Source organism: Desulfosarcina sp. (assembly GCF_046496365.1).
Lineage (GTDB): Bacteria > Desulfobacterota > Desulfobacteria > Desulfobacterales > Desulfosarcinaceae > Desulfosarcina.
Window position 1 is genome coordinate 1 of record NZ_JAWOHB010000157.1, and the last position, 15,868, is coordinate 15,868.

The following is a 15,868-nucleotide window of genomic DNA, read 5'->3' on the forward strand; positions in this document are numbered from 1 at the left end:
TTTCCGATCACCCTGCCGCCGCTTCGGGAGCGCAGGGAGGACATTCCGTTGCTGGCCAATTATTTTATTGATAAAATTTCAAAGCGACTGGGAAAAACCATCAGCCTGGTTCCGGTGAATGTGATGACCGCGCTGCAAAACTATCACTGGCCCGGCAATATTCGCGAACTTGAAAATGTCCTCGAACGGGCGGTGATCAACTCGTCGGGACCCAAACTGCATCTGGTGGATGAACTGAAAAAGCCGGTCAAGAATTTGACTCAGGCGAATCGGACCCTTGCGGATGTAGAAAGGGAGTATATCATGCAGGTACTGGCGCAGACCCACTGGAAAGTCAGCGGCAACCACAGTGCGGCAGAGATCCTGGGCCTCGACCGCAGCACCTTGCGCGCCCGCATGCACAAGCTGGATATCCGCAAACCTTAAAACCGCGTAGGATCACGAATTCCCCACGGGTAAACTGCCCGATTCCGGCGAGTACGATTGATGTGCTGCGCAAACAATCGCCGGCCCGGCAATATCGCCAAAGCCATCCTTTATTGGTCGCATATGACCAATGGTTATATATGGCCGCTCCCGTTGCCTGCCCCGGATCCGCCCGCATGGATTCAGTTGTTAAAATTAATCAATTAATACAGTTTGATGCGGTAAAAATACCCGACAGCCGAATTCCGGCATGAACCTTGAGAGTGATTTGGATGCAGACCAATGCGAAGAAGCGTTCGGTGCGTGAATCATCGCCTAACCAGAGTGGCTGGCATCGCCGGGAGGTTGACACAATGATCGTCGTTAAAATTACCATGAATGTGCTACCGGAGAAGCAGAAAGAACTGGTGCAAACGCTGCTTTCCATGATTGGGTCGATGGAGATAGAACCCGGCTGCCAAAGCTATGCCCTCTTTTGCAATATGGAAGATAAAAATATTCTGAATCTTCTCGAGGAGTGGCAGTCGCGAAAAGACCTTGATCAACATCTACAGTCCGATATGTTCGGTGTTTTGCTGGGAACCCAAAGCCTGCTGTTGGAACCGCACGACATCCACATTTACACCATCCATCAATCTGAAGGGATGGAAGCCGTTCATGCCGCTCGGGGAAAAACACCCGGCCACACGTATACATAGTACCCAAGTTTTCCCACCGGAATTGAATATCCGAAAGTCAAAAAGGTAGCTGTCATGACATCCGTGATTAAGCATTATAGTGGGATCCATTCAATTGCCGTAATCGGCAACTACCCGCCGCGCCAATGCGGCATCGCCACCTTCACCATGGATCTGGTCCAAGGATTGTCAGCGGAAGCACCCAATATCAACTGCTGGGCAGCGGCCATGAACGATAAACCCGAGGGATATCCTTATCCGGATAACGTGCGTTTCGAGATCAACCAGAACCAGCTGAGCGATTACCGCACCGCTTCCCAATTTCTCAACATCAGTCAGACGGATATCGTCTGCGTGCAACATGAATACGGTATTTTCGGCGGACTGGCCGGCAGCCATCTGCTGAAACTGTTGGCTGATTTGCGCATGCCGGTGGTGACGACCTTGCACACGGTGCTGCAGGACCCCGCGCCGGAATATCGTGCCGTCATGGGCAAACTGTCCGAACTGTCTGACAAACTGGTCGTGATGAGCCATAAGGCATTTGACTTTCTTAAAGCGATCTACGCGGTGCCCGAAGAGAAAATTGTCTTTATTCATCACGGCATTCCGGATACACCCTTCATCGATCCCAGCTTCAACAAAGACAAATTCGGTGTGGAGGGCAAAAAGGTCCTGCTCACATTCGGCTTGATTTCCCCGAATAAGGGCATCGAAAATGTATTGCAGGCGCTTCCGACGGTCATCAAAAAACACCCCGATGTGGCCTATATTATCCTGGGGGCAACCCACCCGCATATCTTGAAATTGCATGGAGATGCCTACCGTATCACCCTGCAGCAGCTCGTACGCAAACTCGATATCGGTGCGCAGGTCATTTTTCAAAATCGTTTTGTTGAAATCAACGAATTGTGTGAGTTTCTGGGCATCGCCGATATATACATAACCCCCTACCTTGAAGAATCCCAGATTACCTCCGGAACCCTGGCTTATGCCATGGGCACCGGCAAAGCCATCATTTCGACACCCTACTGGTATGCCAACGAGATGCTTGCCGAAGGCCGCGGCCGAATTGTGCCCTTCAGCAATCCGGAAGCCATGGCGGAACAGATCATCGACCTTCTGGGCAACGATGTCGAGCGGCACGCCATGCGCAAAAAAGCGTATACATTCACCCGTGAGGCCGTGTGGAAGGAGGTCGCCCGGAATTACCTCCAGGTATTCAGTGAAGTACTGCACAACCGCACCCAGAACCCACGGCCGCGACATTCCTACGTTGATAATATCAAGGCCATCACCAATTTTGAACTGCCGGAGATCAAGCTCGATCACATGAAAGCCTTTACCGATGATACCGGCATCCTGCAACATGCCAATTTTACCATCCCCGATCGTACCCATGGCTACTGTACCGACGACAATGCCAGAGCGCTGCTGGTTGCCGCCATGGGTCAACGATATTTGCCGACAAACGGCTGGGGGCTCGATTCACTCAGCGGTCATTATCTTGGATTTCTTCTGTATGCGTTCAATGAGAAAAAAGAGCGCTTTCGCAATTTCATGAGCTATTCGCGGCAGTGGACGGAAGAAATCGGTTCCGAGGATGCCCATGGCCGGGCGATATGGAGCCTTGGCAACGCGGTGGATTTTCTTCAAAACCCAGGACATCTGGCAATGAGTACGACCCTCTTCAAAAAGGCCCTGCCAGCGGTCGAAAATTTTCATTCGCCCCGGGCCATCGCCTTTTGCCTCGTGGGCGTGCATGCCTACCTGGATAAATTCTCCGGGGACAGCGATGTGCGCAGAGTCCGGGAAATCCTGGCTAACAGGCTTTTCGATCAGTTCAAAAACCATGCAACCGACAGCTGGCCATGGCCCGAGAACACCCTGAATTATGCCAACGGCAAACTACCCCATGCCCTGCTGCTCTCAGGCCAGCGGATGCAACGCAGCGACATGGTGGATATGGGACTCGTCGCACTCAAGTGGCTGCTTGCCATCCAGACCGAAGAGAGCCACTTCGTGCCCATCGGCAGCAACGGGTGGTATGGACAAGGCGGACCCAGAGCGCGTTTCGACCAGCAGCCCATCGAGGCCAGCACCATGGTCGAAGCGTGTGTGAAAGCCTTTGATATCACTCGGGATCAATCATGGTTCGACAAAGCGGTCATGTGTTTCAATTGGTTTCTCGGGCACAACGACCTCAACTTGCCGCTCTATGATGCCAAAACCGGGGGCTGCCGTGATGGGTTGATGGCCGACGGAATCAACCAGAATGAAGGCGCAGAGTCCTCCCTGGCCTGGCTGCTTGCGCTGATGACCTTGCAAAAGCTCTATGCCGACGAGATCTTAAACCAGTAGGCATCATAAAAATCCAGTTAACCAAGGAACAATCATGCACATTGCCATGCTCTCCCCCATTGCCTGGCGCACACCCCCACGCCACTACGGTCCCTGGGAGCGTGTGGCGTCGCTGTTGACCGAAGGGCTGGTTGCACGCGGCCACGATGTTACTCTGTTTGCGACCGCGGATTCGCAGACCAGCGGCAGGCTGCATGCCGTCTGCCCACGGGGCTATGAAGAAGACCGCGCACTCATTCCCAAAGTTTGGGAGTGCCTGCATATTTCGGAACTCTTTGAGCATGCCGATGCCTACGATATCATCCATAATCATTTTGATTTTCTGCCGTTGACCTACACCAGGCTGACCACCACGCCGGTCGTGACCACCATTCACGGCTTTTCATCGCCCGGGATTTTGCCGGTCTACAAAAAATACAACCGCAGCGTGTTCTATGTTTCCATCAGCGATGCCGATCGATCGCCGGACCTTGATTATATCCAAACGATTTATCACGGCATCGATATGCATCAGTTTGACTTTCAACCTGCCCCGGACGACACCCTGCTGTTTTTCGGGCGCATTCACCAGGACAAAGGGGTTCGCGAAGCCCTGAATATCGCCGGGGCCTGTGGTAAAAAGTTGATAATGGCAGGCATCATCCAGGACCAGGCCTATTTTGACCGATATGTCGCCCCCCGCGTCGACAACGACACGGCGGTTTATGTTGGCAGCGTTGGGCCCGTTGAACGCAACCGGCTGCTCGGCAAGGCTTTGGCGCTGCTCCACCCCATCCAGTTTGATGAGCCTTTCGGACTGTCCGTTATCGAATCCATGGCCTGCGGTACGCCCGTTATCGCCTTTGATCGGGGCAGCATGTCCGAGCTGATCGACACCGGGAAAAACGGTTTTTTGGTGGACAACGTGGATGAGGCCATCGAGAGGGTTGAACATATCAAGGAGATCGACCGTGCAGCCTGCCGGCGCCATGTTGAACGGTATTTCACCGTCGACCGCATGATCGATGCGTACCTCAATGTCTACGAAACGATTTTACAGGACGGACCCATATGAAAACCGACAAACCAATTATTGCCCGCCATAAAAAAAACCCCATCCTGACAAGCCGGGATGTGCCCTATCCGGTCGCTACCGTTCACAATGCCGGCGTCGTCAAACACAAGGGTCGTTACATCATGCTCTTCCGGTCGCATCTGTGCAACGGGCGCTCCATCATCGGCAGGGCCGACAGCGAGGATGGTTTTTCATTTACAGTTTATCCCAAGCCATTTCTGATCCCTTCTACGGACACTGTTTTTGCCGAATATGAATCCTTCGGCGTCGAAGACCTCAGAATTTGTCCCGTAGAGGGGGAATACCTGCTGACCTATAGCGCCTATTCCCGTCACGGCGTACGGATTGCCCTGGCGCGAACCAGCGATTTCGAAAAGGTGGAACGGATTGCGCTGATCACCCAGGCCGACCTGCGCAACGTGGTCATTTTCCCTGAGAAGTTCGGCGATCGGTATGTGCGTCTGGACCGGCCGCATTCGGAAATCTCACCCTGGTCGATCTGGATTTCCTACTCTCCCGACCTCGTGCACTGGGGCGATTCCCAGGTGATTATGAAGCCGGTGGCCTATCACTGGGATGAAATGAAAATCGGTCCCGGCGCACCCCCCTTTAAAACCGACAAGGGCTGGCTGCATATTTACCATGGCGTTTTCAAGACCATGTCCGGAACGGTGTATCGACTCGGCGCGGCCCTGCATGATCTTGATGATCCGGCCACGGTCATCGGCGTTTCCGATGGTTGGATACTGCAGCCCGAGGATCCGTGGGAGGTAACCGGCTATGTACCCAATGTGGTTTTTACCTGCGGCGCCGTTCCGGAAGCAGACGGTACGGTAAAAATCTACTGGGGCGGTGCGGATACGGTTATGTGCGCCGGTACGGCCGATATCGATGACCTGGTGGCGCTGTGCCTAACGGTTTCACGGCCTGCGCTGTAGATGATCATCGCCGGATGATCGCAGGCCGGGGAATCAACTTGGGGACAGGCTGGCATTGAAGATCTAACCCACCACAAGAAGGACACACGGATATGCGTCCCACAAAGCGTCAAAAGCCCAAAGTTAAAAGAAAATCGATTAAGATCATCGGAGATGCGTCACGGGTGATCACCCGGCTTCACCTTCCCGACAAGCGGAATCGCATCAATAAAATAATTCAGCGCATCCTCAGCATGCCGGACATGGCGGCCCAAAATTTAATGGCGCAAACAATGGCTGATTTTTCCGGGCGGCACGAGGACATCGGGCACGTTTTTAAGCGGCACGTGGATGTGGTGAAGCCATATCTGCCACCGAATACCGTGCTCAGCGACGTTCAACAGTCACTCATCGGCGCATACTTTACCAAGGAGTACGCTATTGAATCGGCCGCCCTTTTCAACCCCTCCATCGTTCCCCATCCGGATCAGAGCCATCTGAAGAAAGGCAGCCTGCGCTTTATCATGAGTCTGAGGGCAACCGGTGAGGGCCATATTTCGTCAATTGTCTTTCGCAGCGGTGTTCTTGACCCGACCAATAGGTTTCGCTTCGACTCGGTCAGCAATTTTGTAGAGACACCGGAGCTGCAGTTGGATCCGGTATACAAGCGCAATCCTTTCCAACTCAAGCTAAACGAGATGGGAGCCGGCGATGAGATAAGCGCCCATATTCTTAACCGGCTGCCGGAAGATTTTACATATAATCAGTTAATCGAAACAATTGGAAACCTTCGCGCAAAACCGCAATTTCCGGAAGCGAACCAAAACAGAACCTTCCAGACCATGAGCTGGCTTGCAAATTCCAATTATGAGGTCAGTTTCCACCCCGATCACCGTGTATCCGAACGGGTGATCTTTCCCGTTTCCAAAAACGAAAGCAGAGGCATTGAAGATGCCCGCTTCGTTCAATTTTTCGATAATCAGGGGGAAGGCACCTATTACGCAACCTATACCGCCTATAACGGCCATGCGATCTTGCCGCAACTGATCGAAACCAAGGATTTTATCAACTTCAACATCGTCACCCTCAACGGCAAAGCCATCAAAAACAAGGGTATGGCACTTTTTCCGCGAAAAATTGGCGGCCGCTATGCCATGCTTTCGCGTCAGGACGGCGAGAATAATCATATTATGTTCTCGGACAATATCCATTTCTGGCAGAAGTCCCAAATTATCCAGGAACCTGAACATCCCTGGGAATTCATCCAGATCGGTAACTGCGGATCTCCCCTGGAGACGGATAAGGGCTGGATCGTGCTCACCCACGGCGTCGGGCCCATGCGCAAATATTGCATGGGTGCCATCCTGCTCGATCTTGAAAAGCCTTCAACAATCATCGCCCGCCTGGACGAGCCGCTGCTTGCCCCGAATGAGAAGGAGCGCGAGGGATATGTTCCCAATGTGGTTTATTCTTGCGGTGCGCTAATTCATAACAACGCGTTGATCATTCCCTATGCCATGTCCGATATCAATTCCGGTATCGCAACGGTTGACGTCAATGAGTTGCTGAATTGTATGCGCGCATAAGCTCAAAAGATACCCCATTTGCATGGACAAGTATCATCGCGCTGTGGTATTCGTTGTTCCGGGGAGTTTTATGTGCAACGCATAAAAACCGCGGCAGGCCCTCTGCCGCACAAAGGGGGAGAAAACGATATGGACTTTGTCGATTATTCCAACATGCACGCCATGCTTAAACAAACGGTCGACCGATATGGCGAGACCCTTGCCTACAAGTGGTTTACGGAACCTGGGCAAACCGATTCGGTGACCTGGAACCAGTTTTACGATCAGGTCCGACAGGTGGGCAAATCGCTCATGGCGCTGGGGGTGGAAAAAGGCGACAAGGTCAACATTATCAGCTATTCGCGTTATCAGTGGGTGCTCTGCGATATGGGCATCACCAGCATCGGATCGGTGACGGTGGGCATCTACCAGTCCAATCTGCCCAAGGATGTCCGTTATATCGTCGATCACTCGGATGCGGTGGTGATTTTCGCCGAGGACAATGCACAACTGGCCAAGTTGATGAAAATCAGGGTCGAGATTCCCGACATCCGCAAGGTGATCCTGTTTGCCGGAGATGTACCGGCAGACGATTGGGTCATCAGCTTTGAAGACTTTCTGGCGTTGGGCAAGGATGTCACCGATGCCGATTTTTATTCAAGAGTGGACGCCGTGACACCGCCGGACCCGGCGGGCATCGTTTACACCTCCGGCACGACAGGGGTGCCCAAAGGCGCGGTGCTGACCCACGACAACATCACCTTTACGGCCCAGTCGGTGAAAGGCAGCACCAATATCAGCGAAGGGCAGGAAGCATTTTTATTCCTGCCGCTGGCCCACGTCTTCGCCCGCACCTGTGTCTACGCCACCATGCTCACCGGGTGCACAACGACATTCACGCGCAGCATGGAAACCATCGTCGAAGATATCCGCGTGGCCAGTCCGCACTGGTTTGCCAGCGTGCCCCGCATCTACGAAAAAGTCTACTCCAAAGTCATCAGCGGTGCGGAAGCCAAGGGCGGCGCAGCGCTGAAAATATTCCGGTGGGCCTGTGGCGTGGGAGAAGCGGTCAGCGACTGCAAGCTCAACAAACAGCCCATCCCCTTCGGCTTGAAAATCAAGTATGCACTGGCCACCAAACTGGTCTTCAGCAAAGTGCAGGCAGCCTTGGGCGGCAGGATCAAGTGGTGCATCAGCGGCGCAGCACCGTTAAACCCCTCCATTGCCAAGTTCTTCCACGCCGCCGGTATTCTGATTCTTGAGGGCATCGGTATGACGGAAAATACATCGTTTACCAATCTCAACCGTTATGACAACTATCGGTTCGGCTGGGTCGGCCCTCCAGGTCCCGGCATCGAGCAGAAAACTGCCGACGACGGTGAAGTGATGTATCGCGGCAGAAACATCATGAAGGAGTATTACAAAATGCCGCAAGAGACAGCCGAAACGATCACACCCGACGGGTGGCAGTACACCGGTGATCTGGGTGAGATCGACGGCGAAAACTTCCTGAAAATCACCGGTCGCAAAAAGGATCTCATCATCACTGCCGGCGGTAAAAACATTGCACCGTCCGCCATAGAAGGGGTCATCGCCACGTCCAAGTACATCAATCAGATTTGCATCATCGGCGACAGGCGGAAATTTCTCAGCGCGCTCATCACCATCGATTCTGACAATGTAAGCCAGTGGGCACAGACCCAGGGGATCACCTTCAACTCAATGGAAGCGTTGATAGCCAACGACGAGGTGCGGGCGATGATCGAGAAGGAAGTGGCCGAAAAGAACAAGGAATTCGCCAGTTTCGAAACGATCAAAAAGATTACCATCGTACCGGAGTTCACCATCGAAAACGGCTTGCTGACGCCAACGATGAAACTCAAAAAAAATGTGGCATTCGCTCAATACGAGGCAACGATCAACGCCATGTATCCTGATGATTAGGTGGAAGGGAAGTTCTCTTTTGGGGTTGTAATACTGGCTGTGCCTGTCGCCCAACGGGCGGATTCAGCCGCGTTGAGAAGCGCAGCGGAGCAGCGTCGGCCGCAATCCGTTGTTATGCGCCGATGTATGTATTCCCTGAAAGTTCCTTTGATTTACCGCGCCCATCCTCTGCTTTCTTCATGAAATAGTAACCGACGGTCAAAGCCAATATTATGGATGCTATTCCAACGAGAGATAGGCTACTTATCTCTTTAATGTCCAGGATGATCACTTTGCGGGCAATGGCAATTATCGCTACTGACAAGACAACCTCGTAATGTGGCAGGCCTTGAGTCAGGTAGGTTTTCACGATTGTTTCTAGCAATTCAATTCCGATAATCACGAGCATGAAGAGCCCGAAAAGTTCCAACAGTTGGTCAACGGAGAGGATCAAGGAGAGTGGTTGTGATATGTCCTTATAGATCGTCCAGCCTAAATCTACCGTTGCCAGAAACAAGACAATGGCCATCATAATCATAAGCACTTGAATTAGAAACCGTTCAAACCGTTTTACCAAGCCTATCATGACTGATTCCTTCCTGCGCATAACACTCGGCTCTGGGGCTGCATGAATACAATGGAATACAATGGGGATCAAGCCTTGATCAGCGCACTTAATGTCTCGCGTCTCCCTCTTAGCGCTGCGTCATTATCAAGCTTTCTTTTGATTTTCGAACGCCTTCTATGTCAATTAGCAAGGCCTCGGAGGCTATCTCAAGAATTTTTTGGGGGTCTTCATCTCGATACAGTGCGCCAGGAAACGCAATCCGCCATTGTCGTGCCATAAGCGACCGTATACCCGACACGCATTTAGTGTCAACAGCTTTTAGTGCGCCAATCAAGGTGACCCCGTTACTCTTCTCTTCTCATCCACGGAAGAACTGGACGACCAGCATGACAGCTAGGGCCGCCAGCAGCCAACGCATCCAGCGGCGATAGGTCCCGGTGGGGATTCGATCACGCATGCGCATGCCGAGCAGCATCACCAGCAGCCCCAGCGCGGCTAACGGAACCGACGCCCACACCACCTCGGCCGTCATGAGATCGGCCATTGCCAGGACCGCCCCCTGGGTCAGCTTGCCGAAAAGGAAGCAGAAATTGAAAACCTGGATCATCACGGTTTTGGACATGCGGACTTCCAGGGCGTAGATGATCAGTGCCGGCAGCATAACATTCACCGTGCCGCCCAGGATGCCGGCGACCAGGCCGAAGCCGGCAAAGGCGATGCGGGGATTGCGATGGATCCAGGCAAAACCAGCGCCTAAACGTTCGGCATTGAGGTAGAACACAAGCATGGCCGCCAACAGCGGTCGGAAAGGTTCCGGCGAAACGGCGATGAGCAGCCGGGTGCCGATCAGGCTCCCGATCATGCCGTAGACCGCCAGCGGCCAGTAAAGCGCAAGGCTGCGTCCCCACCTGCCGCCCTTGAGGATATTGGCCACGTTGATCACAACCGTCGGAAACACCAACAGCAGGATGGCCGTGCGCACATCGGTGGTCAGGGCCAGCAAGGGGGTGGCGATCAGGGGGAAGCCAATGCCGATAGTGCCATGGACCATGGCCGCGAAGGCAATAATGCCGGCATGAATGAGCATCGTTATCGGGAATGCGCCGTCGACCATGGTCATGCATCTCACAATTGTATCAGATCAGGCAGCCGGCCATGCCATCTGCCGCTGCAAGAAACCGGGCCGCAGCCCGTCGGGGACATTGCCCGGTTTAATCGGTTGCGTCAACGGCTGTCTATGTTTGCTCATACCAGGCGATCGTGTCCAGGCGTTTATCGATGCCCGCATCAGCGGTCGACCCGAAGCGGATCACCCGGTGGGCGCCAAAAAGTATGGGCAGGTCTGGGGAAAGACCTGCCCAAGGAGGAGGAAGAATGAAAAAGCTCATTTTTCCCAAGGTTCCCGACTGCACCTATCCGTGCAGCCGGGTTCCAATTCAACTATAATACCTCTTTAACCGTTATGCAAATTTTAGCACATACGAAAAGGGTGCCGGATGACAACTGCTGAACCAACTACTTGACATGAAACCGAATTTTTGCGAACCTGATTAAATCCTCCCCGTGGCAAGCCGCGGGGAATGCGCTCGCTATCGCGGTTAACTTCCACCCGTTTCTTTCATACTCAGCCAGTTGCAGATGCGCCCGGGGCATCAGCGCAAGAAAGTTTGCGGGAAGCATCCGCAAGGAGGGTTAATATGTTGAAATTCATTTTAATCATGCTCTATTTTTCAGGATGGTACGCCCTTTTCAGATGGGGCCGCAGCAGAAATAAACCCAATATCGAAACGCTGGCATGGCTGATGGGAGGGCTCTCCGTCCTGATGCTGATCTTCGGGATCTTGAACTGGGAGCTCACCGTCTTGGGTTACAAATAGCGGATGCGGACTTACGGCCCGATGCATTGGCCGCTTCATCCAGCACCATTTACCGTCGGCATCTGTCAATCTAAAATCAAAAAGGGGGCGTGCGCGATGCAATGCGCATACCCCCTTTTTGATTTTTAGATCAGGTCGAAACCTTAGACAACCGTCACATTGGCTGCGGACGGCCCTTTAGGACCTTGAACGATCTCAAAGGTAACCCGGTCGCCTTCATTGAGAGACCGGAATCCGTTTGAATTGATACCTGAGTGATGGACAAATACATCCGGACCATCTTCCTGCTCAATGAAGCCGTAGCCTTTGCTGCTGTTAAACCATTTTACTACGCCGTTGACCATGCTGGCACCCTCCTTTCAAAAAAATTCTCTTGCTTCATACATAAAGGGTGCCACTGAAAAACATGAACAGCACCTTCATAACGAAACCGGCCTGCCAAACTGAAACAGACCTTCGATTAGCGTGAATAATAGCACCCTTATGGGGGAAATCAAGATTTTTTTTTTGTAATTGAATGAATTTTGATGAACCCGTAAAAAGTCACAAACAGTGTCACTCCCGCGGAGGCGGGAGTCTATAACTATCTGAATCTTATGGATCCCCGCCTTCGCGAGGATGACAATAAACCTGAAATTTCGACTTTTTACGAAACCATCAATTTTGATGGTGCTGAAAACCCTGCCCAAGTCCCTAAACCTGCACAAGAAAGCCGGTTCGGCGGTTTAAGGGCTTGGTGAAAATCATCTGCAGGCTGCCGATATAGCGCTCCATGAACCCCCCCTCACAGTAGCTCAGATAATAGTCCCACATGCGGATAAACACATCGTCGAATCCCAGTTCGCGGACCTTGTCGATGCTTTCGAAAAACCGTTGGCGCCAGAGCCGCAGGGTGGTGGCGTAGTGGGGAGTGATGTCCTCCAGATGACACAACCGAAGATCACTTGACCGGGACATGGCTGAGAGCAAGGCCGCCACCGAGGGAATGCAGCTTCCCGGAAAGATATAGCGCTTGATGAAATCAACCGAAAGTTTGTGCTGGTCGAAGGCATGGTCGGCAATGGTAATCGCCTGGATGGCCATGAGGCCGTCGTCCTTCAGATATCGTCCGCAGACCTCGAAAAAATTGTCGTAGTACTGGTGACCCACGGCTTCGATCATTTCAATGGAAACCAGCTTGTCATAACTGCCGGTCAATTGCCTGTAGTCGGATTGCAGCAGGTGGATTCGTTCGGACAGACCCGCCGCTTCGATCCTCGCCCTGGCATAATCGTACTGCTGTTTCGAAATGGTGGTGGCAGTAACCTCGCATCCATATTTCTGCGCCGCATGCAGAGCGAACCCGCCCCAACCGGCGCCGATTTCCAGAATATGATCGCGGGGTCTAAGATCGAGCTTGCGGCAAAGCCGGTCGTACTTGGCGATCGATGCCGCTTTCAGGGTGCTCTGCGGCGTTTCGAAGATGCCGGCGGAGTAAGTCAGGGTCTCGTCTAAAAACAGGCGGTAGAAGTCATTTCCCAGATCGTAGTGGGCCATGATGTTCTGTCGGCTTCCGGTGATCGTATTTCTGCGCATCAGATGAAAGGCGTGGTTGACGGGCCGGGAAAGCACGGTCCAGCCCTGGTCCATCTCCCCGAAAACCGTTTTGTTACGCACGATGATGCGCATCACGGCGGTGAGATCGTCGGCGGTCCAGTGGCCGAGCATGAAGGCCTCAGCGGCCCCGATGCTGCCGCCGAAAGCGCAGAACCGGTAAAAATCATCCCGGTGGATCCGAATAGTAGCCGAAACATTGAATTCAGCAGATTCGCGGCCAAATGTATTTTTCCCCCGGCTGTCCTTGAGGGTAAGCCGGCCATATTGAAGCTTTTCCAGCATCGACAGGACCAGGCGCCGCCCCAAGCCGTTGAGAGAACGGACGGGGCCGGAAAAAGGCACGCTCTCCTTTCTGGGAATAATGGTAGCAGTGGTCATGTGGAAACCTCCTTCGTCAATTAACAGGTGTGTTCTCAACAGGATGGCCATAAAAAGGGGTCTGTTTAAGTTTTAATTTGAGTGCCTGCCAGTAGATCATGGCAACAACCTTGACGGTCATGGCCGGGTAGAGCAGCAGCATGCGCGTCAGATTCTGCCGGTCGATCGGTATGCGTGAGAGTTTCAATGTGGCGTCGAAGACCTGCCGCCCGCCTTTCAAGTTGATCAGATGCACATTGAGATGATCTCCCGGCACCGAAAACCGCCAGTCGTAATCGATGTCCATGGGCATGTACGGGGAAATGTGGAATTCCTTGGAAAAACGGAACCGGCGCCACAGCCGATCCGGGTGAATGTTGCGCGTGTCATTGAGGACATAAAGATGGCGCTCGCCCCAGGGTGTGTTGGTGATCTCAGCCACGATGGTTTCAAGACGGGTATCGCTGCCGTCGTGCAGGTAATAAAAGGTCACCGGGTTGAAACAGTGGCCGAAATACCTCAAATGGGTGAGCATGCGGATGGGACCTGCGGGCCGCTGACCGGTTTTCGATTCGACATGGTCCCGCAGTGCCTGATCCAAAGCGGTCCCGGAATCACCGAAATGATCCCGGCGACGGAAATAAGCCAAATTGACCCGGCCAGATGACCACAGGGGGTGAAGGTCCAAGACCCCTGGCAATTCAGCGAGGTCCAGAAACATGAAAAAGATGCGGTACTGAAAGGCATTCTCAACCGGCGCAAATCGGCGATGGCGGATGGTGCCCCGGTAAATCGCACTTTTCATGGCAGCCCCCTTCCAAACGCGCGGCAAACGGCCAGCGCACTGTTGACCCCGTCTTCGTGGAACCCGTATCCCCAGTACGCGCCACAAAAGGAGGTGCGGTTCACCCCGCTGATTTCAGCGTGACGTCGGCGGGCGGCAAGGCTCTTTGGCGTGTAGACGGGATGGTGGTAGACAAAGCTGCGGATAATCTTTACCGGATCGATGCGATCGCCGATGTTCAGCGAGACGCAGAAGGTTTCCGGTGCATCCAGGCCCTGGAGCATATTCATGTTATAGGTCAAGGCCACCCGGTCGGATCTTTGCTCAGGGTTCAGGTAGTTCCAACTGGCCCATGCCGCACGCCGGGGGGGAAGCACAGCGGTGTCGGTGTGCAGCACCGCTTCATTTGCCTGGTAATTGATGCGGCCCAAGACGGCCTGTTCGGCTTCCGACGGGTCGGCAAGCATGGCCAGCGCCTGATCGGAGTGGGTTGCGATCACAACGTGGTCGTAATCGGCCGCGACCCCGCCGGCGGTCTTGATGGTCACCTTGTCCGCCGAACGTGTGATGGACAGCACTGGACTGTTCAGCCGGATGCGGTCGGCAAAGCACCTGGTAAGTGGGCCGATATAGTTTCGCGACCCACCCTTGACAACCCGCCACTGCGGCTGGTCGGAGATGTTCAGAAAACCGTGATTTTCGAAAAACGCCATAAAATAACGCGCGGGGAATTCCCGGAACGCATCCGGCCCGGCGGACCAAATGGCCGCCCCCATGGGGATGATAAAGTAGTCGATAAAGTCAGAGCCGTAGCCATTGTCGGCCATGTAGGCAGCCAGCGTCGTCGCGTCATCATCCGAATCCAGGAGTTTGGGGGCCTCGCGCCGGAAGCGCCAAGCATCGATCAACATTCGATAAAATGCAGGGCGCAAAAAATTCCTCCGCTGTATGAAAAGGGAATTCAAGTTGCTGGGGCAGAACACCAGCCCACTTTCGACATCCTGGAGGCTGAAACTCATCACCGATGGCTGAGAAGCCACGCCCAGATGATTCATCAACCGGGTGAAGTTGGGATAGGTTTTATGGTTGAACACGATAAAACCGGTGTCCACGGACCAGTTGCGGCCCATCAGGGGGACATCAACGGTGGCGGTATGGCCCCCGATGGCGCTGTTGGCCTCGTATACCGTTATCTCGTGGTCATGGCTGAGTAGAAAGGCAGACGTCATCCCGGATATGCCGGTACCAACGATGGCGATGCGCATTAAAAACCTCCTTGTTTTGGGGCCCAGTCAAGGCGCTCTTCATATCCGCCGGACGCAAACGCCGCTATCCCGGTTTCTGAATCAACCCATCTCAGTAAAGCATGCTTTAAATCATCGCCCATTGTTTGATCGCTCGCTAGTGGAAGTCGGTGTTCATTTTTTTTGTAAAGAGGAAGAACCAGGCAGGAGAGGTCGCTCGGACCTTGCCACGACTCCTGAATGATCCTTACCTTGCAAGTCAATGGTAAGCAAGCGGTCCGGGAAGACAATGAGGAGTCATCGACGGCACACTGGTGGGCAGGACCTATCATTGAATCACCGTTTACCGGGCACAGTAGGCAGGCCATGAAACCGTTCACCCGTGGACCGATGCTGGTATGGGTGTCTGTTATCGCTGCTGCGCCACCCCAACGCAGGGCTGGTTGCACCGATCACTTCGTTCACTTACGAGCCGCTGTCCCTTGAACAGGTTCCTTGGATGGGTTTACGCCTATTCAA

The 15,868-nt window shown here is 53.5% G+C and carries 14 protein-coding genes; 8 read left to right on the forward strand and 6 right to left on the reverse strand.

Features of this window, described 5'->3' with window-relative positions; translation table 11 throughout:
• The 7 genes from R6V78_RS15935 to R6V78_RS15965 all read left to right on the forward strand — a co-directional run.
• The coding region (locus R6V78_RS15935; RefSeq protein ID WP_410290368.1) for a helix-turn-helix domain-containing protein at positions 1-426 on the forward strand (426 nt) is incomplete at its 5' end.
• 353 nt (positions 427-779) lie between these two features.
• Positions 780-1,124, forward strand: coding sequence for a putative quinol monooxygenase (locus R6V78_RS15940; protein WP_410290369.1), 345 nt, complete (start codon positions 780-782; stop codon positions 1,122-1,124).
• Between the two features lie 54 nt (positions 1,125-1,178).
• Positions 1,179-3,464 (forward strand): glycosyltransferase family 4 protein, encoded by a 2,286-nt coding sequence (locus tag R6V78_RS15945; protein WP_410290370.1) that lies wholly within the window; start codon positions 1,179-1,181, stop codon positions 3,462-3,464.
• Between the two features lie 34 nt (positions 3,465-3,498).
• Complete coding sequence (locus R6V78_RS15950) at positions 3,499-4,518, forward strand: glycosyltransferase family 4 protein (protein WP_410290371.1); 1,020 nt, start codon at positions 3,499-3,501, stop codon at positions 4,516-4,518.
• The gene (locus tag R6V78_RS15955; RefSeq protein WP_410290372.1) at positions 4,515-5,456 is read left to right on the forward strand and encodes a glycoside hydrolase family 130 protein; all 942 of its coding nucleotides are present in this window, start codon (positions 4,515-4,517) and stop codon (positions 5,454-5,456) included. The genes R6V78_RS15950 and R6V78_RS15955 overlap by 4 nt, the downstream gene beginning before the upstream one ends.
• A gap of 92 nt (positions 5,457-5,548) precedes the next feature.
• On the forward strand, positions 5,549-7,021 hold the full coding sequence (locus R6V78_RS15960) for a glycoside hydrolase family 130 protein (protein ID WP_410290373.1): 1,473 nt from the start codon (positions 5,549-5,551) through the stop codon (positions 7,019-7,021).
• Between the two features lie 129 nt (positions 7,022-7,150).
• The gene (locus R6V78_RS15965; RefSeq protein ID WP_410290374.1) at positions 7,151-8,944 is read left to right on the forward strand and encodes an AMP-dependent synthetase/ligase; all 1,794 of its coding nucleotides are present in this window, start codon (positions 7,151-7,153) and stop codon (positions 8,942-8,944) included.
• Positions 8,945-9,056: 112 nt separating this feature from the next.
• On the opposite strand, the gene R6V78_RS15970 is transcribed toward R6V78_RS15965, so the two are convergent.
• Positions 9,057-9,509, reverse strand: coding sequence for a phosphate-starvation-inducible PsiE family protein (locus R6V78_RS15970; RefSeq protein WP_410290375.1), 453 nt, complete (start codon positions 9,507-9,509; stop codon positions 9,057-9,059).
• Between the two features lie 340 nt (positions 9,510-9,849).
• Positions 9,850-10,611, reverse strand: a complete 762-nt coding sequence (locus R6V78_RS15975; RefSeq protein WP_410290376.1) for a TSUP family transporter — start codon at positions 10,609-10,611, stop codon at positions 9,850-9,852.
• A gap of 577 nt (positions 10,612-11,188) precedes the next feature.
• Between R6V78_RS15975 and R6V78_RS15980 the strand changes: the two genes are divergently transcribed.
• Positions 11,189-11,368: a hypothetical protein gene (locus R6V78_RS15980; RefSeq protein ID WP_410290377.1), complete on the forward strand. Its 180-nt coding sequence runs from the start codon at positions 11,189-11,191 to the stop codon at positions 11,366-11,368.
• Between the two features lie 143 nt (positions 11,369-11,511).
• Here R6V78_RS15980 and R6V78_RS15985 read toward each other — a convergent pair whose 3' ends face one another.
• The 4 genes from R6V78_RS15985 to R6V78_RS16000 all read right to left on the reverse strand — a co-directional run bounded on the left by R6V78_RS15985 (position 11,512) and on the right by R6V78_RS16000 (position 15,370).
• On the reverse strand, positions 11,512-11,712 hold the full coding sequence (locus R6V78_RS15985) for a cold-shock protein (RefSeq protein ID WP_410290378.1): 201 nt from the start codon (positions 11,710-11,712) through the stop codon (positions 11,512-11,514).
• A 349-nt stretch (positions 11,713-12,061) separates the two neighbouring features.
• Positions 12,062-13,342, reverse strand: a complete 1,281-nt coding sequence (locus tag R6V78_RS15990; protein ID WP_410290379.1) for a class I SAM-dependent methyltransferase — start codon at positions 13,340-13,342, stop codon at positions 12,062-12,064.
• Between the two features lie 16 nt (positions 13,343-13,358).
• The gene (locus R6V78_RS15995) at positions 13,359-14,126 is read right to left on the reverse strand and encodes a DUF1365 domain-containing protein (RefSeq protein WP_410290380.1); all 768 of its coding nucleotides are present in this window, start codon (positions 14,124-14,126) and stop codon (positions 13,359-13,361) included.
• Positions 14,123-15,370, reverse strand: a complete 1,248-nt coding sequence (locus R6V78_RS16000; RefSeq protein WP_410290381.1) for an NAD(P)/FAD-dependent oxidoreductase — start codon at positions 15,368-15,370, stop codon at positions 14,123-14,125. The genes R6V78_RS15995 and R6V78_RS16000 overlap by 4 nt, the downstream gene beginning before the upstream one ends.
• Positions 15,371-15,868 lie beyond the last annotated feature (498 nt).

Excerpts from the sequence above, each read along its gene's own strand:
- R6V78_RS15940 (WP_410290369.1), top strand. The coding sequence starts at position 780 with ATGATCGTCGTTAAAATTACCATGAATGTGCTACCGGAGAAGCAGAAA.
- R6V78_RS15945 (WP_410290370.1), top strand. The coding sequence starts at position 1,179 with ATGACATCCGTGATTAAGCATTATAGTGGGATCCATTCAATTGCCGTA.
- R6V78_RS15950 (WP_410290371.1), top strand. The coding sequence starts at position 3,499 with ATGCACATTGCCATGCTCTCCCCCATTGCCTGGCGCACACCCCCACGC.
- R6V78_RS15955 (WP_410290372.1), top strand. The coding sequence starts at position 4,515 with ATGAAAACCGACAAACCAATTATTGCCCGCCATAAAAAAAACCCCATC.
- R6V78_RS15960 (WP_410290373.1), top strand. The coding sequence starts at position 5,549 with ATGCGTCCCACAAAGCGTCAAAAGCCCAAAGTTAAAAGAAAATCGATT.
- R6V78_RS15965 (WP_410290374.1), top strand. The coding sequence starts at position 7,151 with ATGGACTTTGTCGATTATTCCAACATGCACGCCATGCTTAAACAAACG.
- R6V78_RS15970 (WP_410290375.1), bottom strand. The coding sequence starts at position 9,509 with ATGATAGGCTTGGTAAAACGGTTTGAACGGTTTCTAATTCAAGTGCTT.
- R6V78_RS15975 (WP_410290376.1), bottom strand. The coding sequence starts at position 10,611 with ATGACCATGGTCGACGGCGCATTCCCGATAACGATGCTCATTCATGCC.
- R6V78_RS15980 (WP_410290377.1), top strand. The coding sequence starts at position 11,189 with ATGTTGAAATTCATTTTAATCATGCTCTATTTTTCAGGATGGTACGCC.
- R6V78_RS15985 (WP_410290378.1), bottom strand. The coding sequence starts at position 11,712 with ATGGTCAACGGCGTAGTAAAATGGTTTAACAGCAGCAAAGGCTACGGC.
- R6V78_RS15990 (WP_410290379.1), bottom strand. The coding sequence starts at position 13,342 with ATGACCACTGCTACCATTATTCCCAGAAAGGAGAGCGTGCCTTTTTCC.
- R6V78_RS15995 (WP_410290380.1), bottom strand. The coding sequence starts at position 14,126 with ATGAAAAGTGCGATTTACCGGGGCACCATCCGCCATCGCCGATTTGCG.
- R6V78_RS16000 (WP_410290381.1), bottom strand. The coding sequence starts at position 15,370 with ATGCGCATCGCCATCGTTGGTACCGGCATATCCGGGATGACGTCTGCC.